The sequence below is a fragment of the Peribacillus sedimenti genome (genome assembly GCF_046237635.1).
In the GTDB taxonomy this organism is placed as follows: domain Bacteria; phylum Bacillota; class Bacilli; order Bacillales; family DSM-1321; genus Peribacillus; species Peribacillus sedimenti.
The window spans coordinates 3,696,621-3,710,432 of record NZ_CP143547.1; the positions used below are offsets into that span (position 1 = coordinate 3,696,621).

A 13,812-nucleotide genomic window follows, 5' to 3' on the forward strand; every position below is an offset into this window, starting at 1 on the left:
TTTGCAGGAGACCAAGAAACTCTTGCCGTTTTTTAAAAAAATGGCAGCAGCATCATGCACTAATGTTTTACAATTATATAAACTTCTTCGCTCAAAAGGTGTGCGATTCCGTCTAAAATGGCTTCTAGACTGGCGGCAAAATGGTCCATCTCTTCCCTGTTATCGCAATGAAATACTCCGATTCCGGCAGGAACCTTTTTGGGATTAGTCGTTACCACGGCAAGAATAAATTTTTCAATATCCATCAGAATTTACCTTTCTTCTTAGCTTCACCCGGCATTCGGATAGCATTCTCAAGTGCAGGAACATTTCCAATCACATCGATCACGCGGTTAATATTCCTGTCCAGTGGCAGCACGAAAATTCCTGCCTTGCCATCATCCAGATCCAGCTTGGCTAACGGTACAAGGGACGGTGTACCAGAATCTCTTACAACCCCCATAGCGACGGTTACATCATGCAGGATAGCCTGGCGCTGGCCTAAATTTGAAATCGTTACACGCGCATTTTCATTTTTCGGTAATAATATGAATCCCATTCCATATTTCAGAACTTCCTTCCTTCTCTCCGGATGGCCAATATTCATGATATATATATTGCCGACGTATAATCCGGGACCATCAAATCGAGGCTCAACATATTCGATATCAACAATATCCTTGAGTCTGCTGCCAGCCATAAGCCATCGGCAGAGGAAAAATGCTCCTACGAAAACAAGCACTGCTATCCATTTATTTGCTAATATATATCCTGTCGTTACCAGAAAGGCCGTTAAAATCACCAAATAATTTCTGCCCTCGAATGCAATAGCAATCCCTTCAATGTATGTTTTCCCTCTTTTGACCAATTCAACTTCATCCAGTTCGGCCAATGTATTTCTCTCCATATTCCTTACATCCCTGAACTGTGAGGCAGCAAGTGCAAGAAAGGTGACAGCTGTATAGTCTTTTTCCAAAATGGAAGGAAGGACGATGGTTCCTAAACCTGCCGCGATAAAGCCCATTCCAATATGAATTATTTTTCCATGCAAATATGTCGGATACTGCCGATAGTCTGTACGCAGCATGACCAGCCTCATGATTGTGCCGGCAATTACACCAAATAATATGGGATAGGAATATTCAGTCATATTATACTTGACGCTCCTTTTGTCCAAATCTTAACAAAGCCTGTGTATGCAACACACGGCTCACTGTTTCCAAAGATGTCCATCCTACATTTATTAATATAGCCACCATGGCAGTATCCAGCCAGGCGTGAGAACCGGCTTCATAAGGCATGGAATTGAAAACCAAAATGCCGGCAAAAAGGCAATCTCCTATAATCAGAGCAATCAGTATGCCGGTGAACCGTGTTCTCCAGTTGTCAAATAACAGGACAGCAACATAATTTATTAGTACACCAAGCAAAGCTGCAGGGCTCACTACAAGCCATACCGGATCGAGCATTGAAAAAAGCTGAAAACTTGTGAGACCAAGGGCCAATATTGCACTTCCCAGAATTAAATACGTCAATTTCCAAACAGAAAGCTTCCGATGATAGTAGAAGCAGAAAATCAATGTATAAATGCAAGCTAAATTTATCTTAAAAGAAAATAGGTGCAGTTTATATGTAGAAAATAAAATGACAGCCAATATATGAAACAGAAAGGGATAACGGAATTCTGTCTCTTTTGGGACAAAAAACATGACAAGCACCCACGCAATCCATAATATCCAGTAAAAAAACAGTCCATCCATAATATGTCCTCCCAATAGAAACATTATGTCTGTTTTTTTCTGTAATTAAACTCACAAAAAAGTTCCTTTTAAATAACGACCCTCCATTTCCAAAAAATCAACAAAAAACCGCCTGGTTGAGAATGGCCAACCGGGCGGTTTAAGATGTATGAATTCATTTTAAAATTGGGCTGTCCTGCAGGGCAGCGGAAATGTGCAGCATATGAATAAGTTAAATGAAGCAGCGTCGGTTATTTAAATTTCTTCAATTGCTCCCCGATCATATCCCCAAGCTGGAATCCGCTTGTTTCTTCAGGAAGTTCATAGTTCGAATGATTGCTCGCCTGAGGTTCTTCAAGATCTTTCATGCTTAATGATAGACGCTGGTCTTCCTCATTGACATCAAGAACTTTGACTTTAACGGACTGGCCTTCCTTTAACACTTCTTGCGGAGTTGCAATATGCTTGTTGGATATTTGAGAAATATGGACCAGACCCTCTACTCCAGGGAAAATTTCCACAAATGCTCCAAAGGAAACCAAACGTTTTACAGTTCCCTCAAGTACAGCCCCTTTAGGAGCTTTTTCTGAAACACCAGACCAAGGTCCAGGGAGTGTTTCTTTGACAGAAAGTGATATTCTTTCATTGTCCCGGTCCACGGATAGCACTTTTACGGTCAGCCTGTCGCCTTCCTTAACTACGTCGGAGGCTTTTTCCACATGCTGATGGGATAGCTGTGAAATGTGGACTAGTCCATCTACGCCTCCGATGTCTATGAAAGCACCAAAATCTGTAATCCTCTGAACGGTGCCCTCTAGAACCTGGCCGGCTTGGATTGTATCAAGAATTTCAGCCTTCCTTTTGTTCTTCTCATCCTGTACAACAGCACGGTGTGATAAAATTAAACGATTTTTTTCTTTATCAAGCTCCACAATTTTGAAGGTCAAAGTTTTATTCTTATAATCTGAAAAATCCTCTACAAAATGATCTTCAACTAAAGACGCAGGAACAAATCCCCTGACGCCAAGGTCCACGACCAATCCGCCTTTAACTACATCTTTTACTTCTGCTTCAAACACTTCCTGTGTTTCAAATTTCTTTTCTAATTCGTCCCATGCCTTTAGTGCATCAATTTTACGCTTTGAAAGAATAAGAGCTTCCTCTTCCACTTTGATTACTTCGAGCTCAAGTTCGTCTCCTTCAGAAATGGCGTCCGAAGCCTTCTCTACATGCAGGCTGGAAAGCTCACTGATCGGGATGATCCCATCTGTTTTGCTATTCTCTACGTCTACTATTACCTGTTTTTCTTCTACCCTCGTGACTTTGGCCTTTACCTTGTCACCTACCTGATAATTGTTTACTTCCACTTGGTTCATGTCTTCTGTCATTACGAACTCCTCCTTAACCCATGACTGCTCGGCAGAATTTCTCTTTTTAACGGCACATTGCATCAGAGATGCAATGTATAAGCCTTTATAAGAGTGAATTGCTAATGGTTTGAATATTCATTCATAATTCGGAATAGTCCCCTTTTTAATAAATTCTAATAAATCAGGGAAATTGTCAAGCAAGAAGGATTATTTATTTCCATAAATTAACTTTCTAATTTCTTCCATTATTATTTTTGTCGCCTCATCCGCTGAAACCTTTTCTTCCCGGTACTTTTCAAAATCGATTGGGTCTCCATACACCACTTTTACTGTGCCAAAAAGCTTATAAGGACCAATAACCGCACAAGGGACAACCACCGCTTTGGACCGTAAGGCAAAAAAACCGGCTCCAGCAAGGCCCTCACCAAGTTCTCCCGTTTTGCTCCTTGTCCCTTCAGGAAACAGCCCCATAACATTTCCTTCTTTTAAGGCACTCAAGCCCTTCCGTAATGCTTCTCTGTCACTCATTCCCCGTTTAACTGGAAATGCATTGACCTTTGGCAGAATACTTTTCAATATAGGAACACGAAAAATTTCTTCCTTGGCCATAAAGTGAATATCCCTCGGGGATGTGATCCCAACCGCCAATGGATCCAGGTTATTAATATGGTTTGCGCAGATAAGGACAGGACCTTCTTTAGGAAAGTTTTCCCCTCCTATTCTTTTAACCCGGTAAAGAGGAGTTAAAACTCCTTTTACAATTCCTTTGGCAAATGTATAAAACTTCAATATTATCTTGTCCTTTCTTCTATCAATGACATGATCTTTTCAGCCACTTGTTGTATGGACAATGATGTTGTATCGATCTCGATCGCATCTTCAGCTTTCCTCAATGGGGCCACTTCCCTTTCGGAATCCAGCTTGTCGCGAAGTGATATTTCTTCTTTTAGCTTCTCTATATCAGCTGGGAATCCTTTATCGACGTTTTCTTGGTATCTTCTATGAGCCCGCTCTTCGACCGAAGCTATTAAGAAAACCTTTACTTCAGCATTTGGCAGCACATGTGTACCTATATCACGTCCATCCATTACCACTCCGCCTGATTCAGCAATGCGCTGCTGGCGCCTCACCATCTCCTCTCTAACGGAAGCATGCTTTGATACCTCAGAAACTGACCGTGTAACTTCATTATTTCTGATTTCCGTTGTGACATCTCTGCCATCCAGGAGTACAAACTGGCCTCTTTCACTTGGCAGAAGAGCAATGTCTGTGTTCTTCAGCAAAATATCCAGCCCGGATTCGTCTCCCAAGCTCACACCCTCTTGGATTGCCTTATATGTTAATGCCCGATACATAGCTCCTGTATCAACATATATGTAATTGAATTTCTCTGCTACAATTTTTGCAACCGTGCTTTTTCCTGCGGCAGCAGGTCCGTCGATTGCTACTGAAATCTTATTAGTCATACATCCTCCCAAACTTGACAATCCTATTATGCATTTCCTGTTTGCCACGCATTATTTAGCCTTGACGTTTCAGGAAGCAGCGGATATATTACGCATACCCGCTATCTCTGAATACAAGATTTGCATCTTACTTTTTTGCCTAATATATACTCTGTCGCCCTGGTACATTATTTAGACCGGTTCCTTTTTGTATACGGTTATAGTTTATCACAAAATACATCATTTTTATGAAAAAAAAGTTCATAACGGTAAGCTAATCTACTTTCAATTAAATACGTTCAAGCACCCTGAATGAGTGCTTTTAGGAATGCTGATTCTTCAATAGAAAGATAGAGAAAAATAAACTTCCTTTATTGAATCCGGCAACTTTACAGGATTAAGAGCTGGCGGCTCCCTCATCAAATATTCATAAATCGTCATCCATTTGAGTTAGAAGCGTTCGGCATAGCCTGCCATAAGAGCCCTGTATATCTTATCCAACATAAAAAAGCGGTGAATCACCGCTTCATGCTGTGGCCATTGAAGGTTTCGATAATTTTTGTATAATTATCGTCATTGACGCCCTCATATTGTGTTAGTTTTTTAAATTCAAACATAGTTTGATTGTGAAATATTATTTGGAAAATTACTAAACAAATAATCTGTATGACAACCAGCTTAATGATGATGCGTTCGAACGAGTCCATTTTAAGCCCTTCCTGTCGTTGTTTATGTAATCAGGATTCATTGTCCTGCGAATCCGGCCGGAAAATGATCCATTTAACATTATGGGAAAAATGGGCTGTTTTTAATCAGTGTAAGAAATCCTCTTTATCATTTCAAAGTACAATATTTTCACATTAAAGGTGAAAATCATTTACCAATGCCTTTTTTCTTCATATCAAGCTGCCTTTCAAATATTACTCTTATAAGCGCTTGGCGGTCTCCCTCACTCATTTCGAGAAATTGGACAGATAGCTTATTAAAACGATCCGTATGTTCACTGATTCTTATCACTTTACACTTTATTCGCTGATAATGTATTTCTCCTGTCTTAAGAGACAGAGCAAACCAAATATACAAATTCGATACATTGGATAAATCAATGTGAAGCGGGATTCTTAACGCTGCTCCTCCCGCACTGATATCCTCTGTTATTGCCCTGAAGGGAGTAAAATCATTGAAAATAGGATGTACAGCACTATCAATCGGTGTCTCAACTCTGACGAATTGCCGCCTTTGAATTTTCACAAAGGTCTCGATTGGAGGCAAGGCAAGCTGTACCATCGCAATCTCCGCCTTCACCCGCCCCAATACTTCAGTATCAAAAATATAGACGGCATGTTCTTCATCGAAATATGTAGCTTTTAATTGTATGCCATCCAGTAGAAAGGCTATTTTTCCCGTTTCCGTATTTATCGGATAATCAATAAAGATATTATTATGATCAGCCTCGACAACCATAGCTTTGTACTGTTCTGGTTTCGCTGAGTATTTTGCTTCAAGAAGCAAGGTGTGCCCCACTTTTATCATCGCCAACATCTCCAGGTGATATTTCCTATATTTTTAGGTGTCAAATTGCCAGCTTTTTTGACAAAATCTATATAATTTATATTATGACATGGAATAAAAAAAAGGAAAAGTACTATCATGTACCTTCCCTCTTCATTAAGAATTGATTGTCGGCTGGCCCTATAACATTCTATCGTATATGGGCTCAGACTCCTTAAGCTTTTCCACTTTTTCTTCCTGGCCAGTATTAGCGTCTATGAATATCCGGTATGTATCTTGATCGATCGTACCCAAATATTCATAGCATAGTACTTCTTCACCTGATTCGCTTCGTATCAACGCTTTTCTTTCTTCTTGAATATTCACCTTAGGATTGATTTTTTTCCTTGCCTCCTGGGAACTCAGCTTCGCCTCCCCAATTTTCCGCAGTTTATGGGACTTAAGAAATTCATCTGCGGAAAAACCGACTACACTTCCGTCATCAAGCGCAATCTGGACTTTTACTGCATCTGGATAAACCCTCACTCCATTTACCGTTGTAACAAAGTTGAAGAGACCGGTATTATCATACTGTGTGCTTTCAAATAAATCGAGGGAATCAAAATTATTCTTCTTCAAAAATGAAGCAGCCCTGTTTGAAGCTTCATTCAAGCTTATTTTTGCAGAACCAATATCTCTCGTATTTTTGTACCAGATTGGATAGCCCCCGACTTTGGTGATATCCATATTCACTTCACCATTTTGGCCCTTTTCGGACATACTGACGCTGTAAAATCCAAAGTCCGAACCTTTGCGGTTTGAGCTGGCTTTTACATTTTCGGGGTGCTGTATGCCGGCATATTGCTTCGCTTTTTGGATGGCTTGCTTCCTGGTAATTTTAGCTCCCTTTAGATTTTCATAATTCTCCTCTTTTTGTTGACCAGTAGTGAAACGAGGGTCACTATTTCTTGTTTCAGCGTAACCGCTAACCCTTTTCTCAACTGCCTTAAAGCCGTCAATAATGGTATTGTCCGAGTTTTGGTCATTTGCAGCTAAAGCTGTATCGACATCCATCCAGCGAAGATCGTTTTTAATGACCTGATATTGAAGCTGGCGCAAGTCATCCTGGACATCGGCAGACTGCTTATAAAGCTGCTGCAGCCTGGCATATTCCTTGGCGCTTAAGGGCTCCTTTTCCAGGTCCCTTACGGCTGTGTTATAACTAAAGTTTCCGATATCTGACAGAAATTCCTCCGTCTTATTGAACTCCATCAGTGCCAATGGCAGCTGTCCCACATCCATCCTTGCTTCGGAGGAAATCCTCCAAACATCCGTGAGAGCCGGGCTTAATGAATTTCTGGAGTTCATCGCAAGTGTGTTTCCTATATTGTCATGCAATACATCCATCTGGTAAGACAAGTCATGGAAGGCACGCTGATAATTATTTTCCGCCTGGATTAATACAGCGTTCTTTTCCTGACGTTCCTGATAACCCCAATACGAGGTGCCTATGACTGCCAATGCGAGCACGACTATTGCTATATTTCTAATCAAATGGGCTCACCCCTTATTCACAGAAAATATGTTTGCCGATTTTTTTTATTTGCGGCCTTGTCCAAATCCATCCGCTTGTTGCAGTGTCAGGGTTGAAATAGTATGTGGCATTACCGGTAGGATCCCAGCCGTTAATCGCATCTATCACAGCCCTCTTGGCCTTATCATTCGGTGTCAGCCAGATCTGGCCATCCGCCACTGCAGTAAATGCACGAGGCTCAAAAATTACACCCGATATCGTATTTGGGAATGATGCATGTTCCAGCCTGTTTAGTATGACGGCAGCTATAGCGACCTGTCCGATGTATGGCTCTCCGCGCGCTTCTCCGTAAACAGCATTCGCGAGTAAACGAATATCGTTTTGAGAATATCCTCCCGGAACATTTGCTGCCGTAACATTTCCTGCAGGCCTTCCGGTGCCAGCGTTGTTACGGGTGCGTGCTGCCTTTCTGCCAGCGGTCCTTGCCGGCTGCTTTCTTGGCTTTATTTGCTTGTTAATATCGACGCCACCATAATAGGTAAACTGATTCCCTTTACTAATTTGCTCATGTACAAATTTTGCGTTAAAATTTGAGGCGCGTGCCAATTTAATTTTTGTGCCATATCCAGCGAGTCCATCAACTGGAAGGCCAAAATCGTTTTGAAAATTGCGCAAAGCCCAATATGTGCCCCATCCAAAGACACCATCAATTCTGCCGTGATAGTAACCTATATTCTGCAGTCTGGCTTGGAGTTCTATCACATCATCACCAATCGCCCCTCTTTGGATTACCTGCGGGGTAAAAGCATGAGCTTCATTTCCAACAGGGATGACACACAATAAAGCACCTAAAATGACCGTCAAAAGTTTGTTTTTTGACGAAATCCCTTTCATCATAGACACTCCCTCTTTTCTTATATTGACATTATCCCTATTTTCTTCTTAATAGGTATTTTTATTCCACTTGGCTAAAAAATTTCGCTGTTCGCACCCTGCCAGAATTAAGAATTTCGAATCAAATCAAGCAAAAAAAAGAAGCCCGAAGGCCGCCCTCAATTTGCTACATTGTTTCTGATGCATGAAAATCTGATAAAATCCGAGCACTTTTAACTTTCTTTAAACCAAGCCACCACAGAAAGACCATAAAAGGCATGATCCAATAAAGCCAGAACTCCTGGGTTAATAATATATAATCATACACGCCATGCAGCAGAAAAGGAACAAACAAGGAAAGGAATACAAATTTATTTTTATTCTGCGTGGTAAACTTCCCTTTCCCCAGATAATATCCCATTATAACGCCGAATAAAGCATGGCTGGAGACAGGAAGAATGGCTCGTGATATTGCATGTTCTACCCCATTTGCGACTAAATACAGTATATTTTCCATGGTAGCAAAACCAAGCGATACGGCTGCTCCATATACAATTCCATCATATGGCTCATCGAAAGCGATATGGGGGTAGATGGCGAAAAACAAAAAGAACCATTTAAAAAATTCTTCCAAGAAGGATGCCCATAAAAAAGCATTCTCCCATTCTCCTTGAAGAATATGTTCAGTTTCTAAGACATATTGAAGGAACATAATTGGAAAGACGAGAAACACACCAAATAAGAACGCTTTTATAACAACTGAAACGGGTTCAGTTTGATAGTAGTCTTTTAGATAAAAGTAGCTGAGTAAGGCCAATCCAGGCGCAATACCAGCTGATAGTATGACCAGCATTGGCTGACCTCTTTTCTTTCGTTTTATTTAATCGTATCATGGAATTAGAAAAAAGGAAATGCATGAGTATATAAGTTATCCATTCTAACTACATCGGGGGTTTTTAAACTTGAAAAAGAGAATCTTGGTCATTCATACAGGGGGAACCATCTCCATGATGGAGGACAGGGTGAGCGGAGCCGTAAATACAGTTAAAGAGAATCCTATGAAGCATGTTACCGGGGATTTTGAAGATTTAGCAGATTTAGTCATTGAGGAGCCATTCTCTCTGCCATCTCCCCATATAACTGCTATAGAAATGCTTGAACTAAAAAAGATCATCGAACATCGAGCAACGAGAGAAAAAATCGATGGTGTGGTAATCACCCATGGAACCGACACCCTCGAAGAAACTGCCTATTTTCTTGATTTAACTTTGAAGACAGATATCCCGGTTGTAATGACGGGAGCAATGAGGTCCAGCAATGAGATAGGCTCAGACGGCTTATACAATTTTATTTCGTCCATTAAGGTTGCCTCAAGCGATGAAGCGAAGAACAAGGGTGTTCTCGTCGTATTGAACGATGAAATCCACACGGCTAAAAATGTCACAAAAACTCATACCAGCAATGTCTCAACCTTTCAAAGTCCTCAATATGGACCAATTGGGATTGTGACCAAAAGGGGCATCCTGTTTCATCACCTGCCAGTCACAGATGAACAATATGATATCGAGACCATCCAAAAGCATGTGGCCCTATTGAAGGCACATGCCGGGATGGACTCCTCGCTTCTTTTTGCGTTGAAAGAGATGAAAATAGATGGTTTGGTCATTGAAGCTCTCGGACAGGGCAATCTTCCTCCCCAGACAATTGATGGTGTAAAAGACCTGTTAGACGCTGGAATACCCATTGTCATTGTTTCTCGCTGTTTTAATGGAATAGCACAGGATGTATATGGCTATCTCGGAGGCGGAAAGTATTTAAAAGAGCTGGGAGTCATATTCTCCAATGGGCTGAACGGCCAAAAAGCACGGCTAAAATTATTGATTGCCCTTCATTCGACCCCTACTCAGCTAAGCTTACAGGAGGTTTTCTCCAAATAGGAAGTCCTGCATGCATTTGTAGGAGGAACGTAAAGAACCAAAGGGCAAAATATCTCAAAAACCTAATACACCCAGCTTATTGAAAAAGCTCATTCCTATGAAAAGGAATGAGCTTCTTTCATTATTGTTTCGATAAGATATCCTTAGCAATCAAGCCTCCGTGGAAACGGCCATTTTCGATGAATATTTCATTTGCATTATTTCCAGCCGCAATCACTCCAGCTATATACAAACCTTTCACATTCGTTTCCATGGTTTCCGGATTATAATGAGGTCTTCCTTCCTCTTCAATGCTCACACCCATTTGTTTCAGGAAGTTATGGTCAGGATGGTAACCAGTCATCGCAAAAACAAAATCGTTCTTTAAAATGTGTTCTTCATTGTCTGTGTGAAAAATTATGCTGTCCTCTGTTATTTCGTCAACCTCGGCATTAAATACCATATTAATGGTCCCGTTTCTTACATGGGACTCAAATTCAGGAAGGATCCAAGGCTTAATGCTTGCCGAATATTCAGATCCCCGATAGAGAACCGTTACCCGTGCACCCGCTTTTACCAGTTCCAAAGCGGCATCGACACTGGAATTTTTACCGCCTATTACGGTTACATCCGTATCAAAGTATGGATGCCCTTCTTTAAAATAGTGAAACACTTTCGGCAGGTCCTCCCCTTTTATATCCATATAATTGGGATGATCGTAATAACCAGTCGCAATTACGGCATGAGAAGCTAGGTATTCCGCTTTTGATGTAGCGACCAAGAAACGTCCATCTCCCTGCTTTTCTATTTTTCCCACTTTTTCAAATTTGTGTATACGCAGGGATTTTCGTTTGACAACCTCCCTATAATACGCCAATGCCTGGTTCCTTACTGGTTTTCTATTTTCTGTTATGAACGCGATATCCCCTATTTCAAGCTTCTCGCTGGAACTAAAAAAAGTTTGATGTGTAGGGTAGCGGTATATGGAATTAACAATATTCCCCTTTTCAATAATCAGTACATTTTTTCCTGCTTCCTGCAAAGCAATCGCTGCAGATAAGCCGCATGGGCCGGCCCCCACAACAATCACGTCTAACGTATTCATTATGACACTCCCCCTGGTCCGCCTTTACTGTTTAGTATTATAATCATTAGCTTCCTGTGTATATAACATCCATCAAAAACACTTTTCTGGGTTATTCATTCTTTTATATTAAAAATCTCCTATCAATAAATGATAGGAGATTTTTTTATTATATTCAATGAAGAAGCCTTGTTAACAGCCTATACCTAATTAAATCCATCCTCTAAATCGGGATGCTTCCGCCATTTTTCTGACACCGACCATATAGGCAGCCAGGCGCATGTCCACCCTGCGAGTCTGTGAGACTTCATAAATATTATTAAAGGATTTTACCAAAATTTTCTCTAGTTTATCTTCCACTTCTTCTTCAGACCAGTAATAGCCCTGGTTATTTTGGACCCATTCAAAATATGAAACAGTAACACCGCCGGCGGATGCCAGAACGTCAGGTACAAGAAGGATTCCCCGGTCGGTAAGAATTTTGGTTGCTTCAAGTGTTGTTGGTCCGTTTGCAGCTTCCACCACAATTTTCGCTTTTATGTTATGGGCATTATCTTCCGTGATCTGATTTTCTATTGCAGCCGGAACTAAAATATCGCATTCAAGCTCAAGGAGCTCCTTATTTGTAATAGTATTTTTAAACAGCTTCGTAACAGTCCCAAAGCTATCTCTTCGATCCAATAGATAATCAATATCCAAACCTTCGGGATCATGCAAGGCACCATAGGCATCGGAAATCCCTACGACTTTCGCTCCGGCATCATGCATGAACTTAGCTAGGAAGCTGCCTGCATTTCCAAATCCCTGAACAACTACCCGGGCTCCCTTTATCGGAATATTTTTCTTTTTAGCTGCTTCATTTATACAGATGGTAACACCTTTTGCCGTAGCCGTTTCCCGTCCATGTGAGCCTCCAAGTACAAGCGGTTTGCCCGTAATGAATCCCGGTGAGTTAAATTCATCTATTCTGCTGTACTCATCCATCATCCAAGCCATGATTTGGGAATTTGTGAACACATCAGGCGCAGGAATATCCTTTGTTGGCCCAACGATTTGGCTGATGGCACGGACATATCCACGGCTCAATCTCTCCAGCTCACGGAAAGACATAGTACGCGGATCGCATACTATACCGCCTTTTCCTCCTCCATACGGCAGGTCCACTATTCCGCATTTCAAGCTCATCCAAATCGAAAGTGCTTTCACTTCACGTTCAGTTACAGATGGATGGAACCTGATTCCACCTTTTGTTGGCCCGACCGCATCATTATGCTGCGCTCGATATCCTGTAAAGATTTTTACTGAACCATCATCCATTTTTACAGGGATTTTAACGGTCAATAAACGTAACGGCTCCTTAAGCAGTTCAAATACCTCTTCCGGATATCCGAGCTTATCCAACGCTTTATGTATAACAGTCTGAGTCGATTTCAGCACATCATGCTTGTCTTCTTGGTTAGTATGGTCAGTACCTTTTTCGGCTACCATCTGTGTACCTCCTAGAATTGTTAATAGGTTATGGGTCACCCTACCATGACATAGTATACACCCTTGATGCATATCTGGAAAGCAGAAATGTTGCAAAATTCCCTATTTATCATTATGGTGTAAGCGCTTTATTTACCTTCGGTGATTTGCCGTTAAAACAAGGTCTGTCCTCTGCTGGGGACAGACCTGAGCCAAATGCCCCGTCGCTGGCCCCTGGACTTTTACTTGGAGAAATGCATGGGAAGCAGGATGTGAGCTGTATCCTCAATGATTAAGCGGCCGTATTCATTCAGACGGTGTATGGTCAGAGTGGAAACCGAGCCGTATTCCGCAGCCAATGAAATAACCGCATCATACATTTGCTCCGAAACGCCGGCGATCAGCAAGTAATAGCTTTCCTCGTATCTATAAAGGGAAGACTTCTCTATTTTATATTGTTTTAAAGAATGGCATAGCTGAATCACATCTTCCAATTCCATAAATACATACAAGATGTGTGGATGATCACCAATCCTGACCTGTAAATCTAAAAATTCCTCATCAAGATCCTCAATGACTTCCTCTTCTTCTTTGGTAACAATAATGATGAGTCCCTGTGCTTGTAAAGAAAAGATTTCTATCGCAATGGAGCCGCTCATCTTAAAGCTCATTTCCGCACATGCTTCCTCTATCATTTCCTGGAAAAGCTTGTGCACCTTAAGCGAATTGCCTTTTATATCTTCTTTCGTTAGTCCCCTGTCAATTAAATCATCAAAGGTTAAGAAAATTTTTATTTTATTGTTGGTTAATCGCTCAAGCTTCATGAAAAAATGCCCCCTGGAAACCATCTTCATACATCATATGAATAGAGGTTTCCAGAGTGCATATCCTTTACAAACAGTATGAATACAAAA

Annotated in this window: 15 protein-coding genes; 1 reads left to right on the top strand and 14 read right to left on the bottom strand. The window is 41.1% G+C overall.

The window, feature by feature from the left end:
* Nucleotides 1-59 precede the first annotated feature (59 nt).
* From V1500_RS18135 to prsW, 11 genes are all read right to left on the bottom strand, one after another.
* Nucleotides 60-245 carry a capping complex subunit for YIEGIA gene (locus tag V1500_RS18135; RefSeq protein ID WP_409301401.1) on the bottom strand — a complete coding sequence of 62 codons (186 nt, stop codon included), beginning with the start codon at nt 243-245 and terminating at the stop codon, nt 60-62.
* The gene (locus V1500_RS18140; protein ID WP_409301403.1) at nt 245-1,129 is read right to left on the bottom strand and encodes a YIEGIA family protein; all 885 of its coding nucleotides are present in this window, start codon (nt 1,127-1,129) and stop codon (nt 245-247) included. Before V1500_RS18140 ends, V1500_RS18135 begins: the two co-directional genes overlap by 1 nt.
* 1 nt (nt 1,130) lies before the next feature.
* Entirely contained in the window at nt 1,131-1,739 is a 609-nt protein-coding gene (locus V1500_RS18145) for a hypothetical protein (RefSeq protein ID WP_409301404.1), read from the bottom strand.
* 230 nt (nt 1,740-1,969) lie between these two features.
* Nucleotides 1,970-3,106: a 30S ribosomal protein S1 gene (rpsA, locus tag V1500_RS18150; protein ID WP_409301406.1), complete on the bottom strand. Its 1,137-nt coding sequence runs from the start codon at nt 3,104-3,106 to the stop codon at nt 1,970-1,972.
* A 189-nt stretch (nt 3,107-3,295) separates the two neighbouring features.
* Nucleotides 3,296-3,877: a lysophospholipid acyltransferase family protein gene (locus V1500_RS18155; RefSeq protein WP_409301408.1), complete on the bottom strand. Its 582-nt coding sequence runs from the start codon at nt 3,875-3,877 to the stop codon at nt 3,296-3,298.
* A gap of 2 nt (nt 3,878-3,879) precedes the next feature.
* Nucleotides 3,880-4,554, bottom strand: coding sequence for a (d)CMP kinase (cmk, locus tag V1500_RS18160; RefSeq protein WP_409301410.1), 675 nt, complete (start codon nt 4,552-4,554; stop codon nt 3,880-3,882).
* 497 nt (nt 4,555-5,051) lie between these two features.
* Entirely contained in the window at nt 5,052-5,240 is a 189-nt protein-coding gene (locus V1500_RS18165; RefSeq protein ID WP_409301412.1) for a YpfB family protein, read from the bottom strand.
* A 166-nt stretch (nt 5,241-5,406) separates the two neighbouring features.
* Complete coding sequence (locus V1500_RS18170) at nt 5,407-6,066, bottom strand: flagellar brake protein (RefSeq protein WP_409301414.1); 660 nt, start codon at nt 6,064-6,066, stop codon at nt 5,407-5,409.
* A gap of 159 nt (nt 6,067-6,225) precedes the next feature.
* On the bottom strand, nt 6,226-7,578 hold the full coding sequence (ypeB, locus tag V1500_RS18175) for a germination protein YpeB (RefSeq protein ID WP_409301415.1): 1,353 nt from the start codon (nt 7,576-7,578) through the stop codon (nt 6,226-6,228).
* Nucleotides 7,579-7,591: 13 nt separating this feature from the next.
* The gene (sleB, locus tag V1500_RS18180; protein ID WP_409301417.1) at nt 7,592-8,455 is read right to left on the bottom strand and encodes a spore cortex-lytic enzyme; all 864 of its coding nucleotides are present in this window, start codon (nt 8,453-8,455) and stop codon (nt 7,592-7,594) included.
* Between the two features lie 163 nt (nt 8,456-8,618).
* A complete protein-coding gene (prsW, locus tag V1500_RS18185) occupies nt 8,619-9,284 on the bottom strand; it encodes a glutamic-type intramembrane protease PrsW (RefSeq protein WP_409301419.1) in 666 nt (221 codons plus the stop codon).
* Nucleotides 9,285-9,438: 154 nt separating this feature from the next.
* On the opposite strand from prsW, the gene V1500_RS18190 reads away from it, so the two are divergent.
* Nucleotides 9,439-10,368, top strand: coding sequence for an asparaginase (locus V1500_RS18190; RefSeq protein ID WP_409306034.1), 930 nt, complete (start codon nt 9,439-9,441; stop codon nt 10,366-10,368).
* Nucleotides 10,369-10,489: 121 nt separating this feature from the next.
* On the opposite strand, the gene V1500_RS18195 is transcribed toward V1500_RS18190, so the two are convergent.
* From V1500_RS18195 to V1500_RS18205, 3 genes are all read right to left on the bottom strand, one after another.
* Complete coding sequence (locus V1500_RS18195) at nt 10,490-11,452, bottom strand: YpdA family putative bacillithiol disulfide reductase (RefSeq protein WP_409301421.1); 963 nt, start codon at nt 11,450-11,452, stop codon at nt 10,490-10,492.
* Nucleotides 11,453-11,641: 189 nt separating this feature from the next.
* Entirely contained in the window at nt 11,642-12,919 is a 1,278-nt protein-coding gene (locus tag V1500_RS18200) for a Glu/Leu/Phe/Val family dehydrogenase (protein WP_409301422.1), read from the bottom strand.
* A gap of 221 nt (nt 12,920-13,140) precedes the next feature.
* On the bottom strand, nt 13,141-13,722 hold the full coding sequence (locus V1500_RS18205) for an adaptor protein MecA (RefSeq protein ID WP_409301424.1): 582 nt from the start codon (nt 13,720-13,722) through the stop codon (nt 13,141-13,143).
* Nucleotides 13,723-13,812: the final 90 nt, after the last annotated feature.

Coding starts and splice junctions, on each gene's coding strand:
- V1500_RS18135 (WP_409301401.1), bottom strand. CDS start 245: ATGGATATTGAAAAATTTATTCTTGCCGTGGTAACGACTAATCCCAAA.
- V1500_RS18140 (WP_409301403.1), bottom strand. CDS start 1,129: ATGACTGAATATTCCTATCCCATATTATTTGGTGTAATTGCCGGCACA.
- V1500_RS18145 (WP_409301404.1), bottom strand. CDS start 1,739: ATGGATGGACTGTTTTTTTACTGGATATTATGGATTGCGTGGGTGCTT.
- rpsA (WP_409301406.1), bottom strand. CDS start 3,106: ATGACAGAAGACATGAACCAAGTGGAAGTAAACAATTATCAGGTAGGT.
- cmk (WP_409301410.1), bottom strand. CDS start 4,554: ATGACTAATAAGATTTCAGTAGCAATCGACGGACCTGCTGCCGCAGGA.
- V1500_RS18165 (WP_409301412.1), bottom strand. CDS start 5,240: ATGGACTCGTTCGAACGCATCATCATTAAGCTGGTTGTCATACAGATT.
- V1500_RS18170 (WP_409301414.1), bottom strand. CDS start 6,066: ATGATAAAAGTGGGGCACACCTTGCTTCTTGAAGCAAAATACTCAGCG.
- sleB (WP_409301417.1), bottom strand. CDS start 8,455: ATGATGAAAGGGATTTCGTCAAAAAACAAACTTTTGACGGTCATTTTA.
- prsW (WP_409301419.1), bottom strand. CDS start 9,284: ATGCTGGTCATACTATCAGCTGGTATTGCGCCTGGATTGGCCTTACTC.
- V1500_RS18190 (WP_409306034.1), top strand. CDS start 9,439: ATGATGGAGGACAGGGTGAGCGGAGCCGTAAATACAGTTAAAGAGAAT.
- V1500_RS18195 (WP_409301421.1), bottom strand. CDS start 11,452: ATGAATACGTTAGACGTGATTGTTGTGGGGGCCGGCCCATGCGGCTTA.
- V1500_RS18200 (WP_409301422.1), bottom strand. CDS start 12,919: ATGGTAGCCGAAAAAGGTACTGACCATACTAACCAAGAAGACAAGCAT.
- V1500_RS18205 (WP_409301424.1), bottom strand. CDS start 13,722: ATGAAGCTTGAGCGATTAACCAACAATAAAATAAAAATTTTCTTAACC.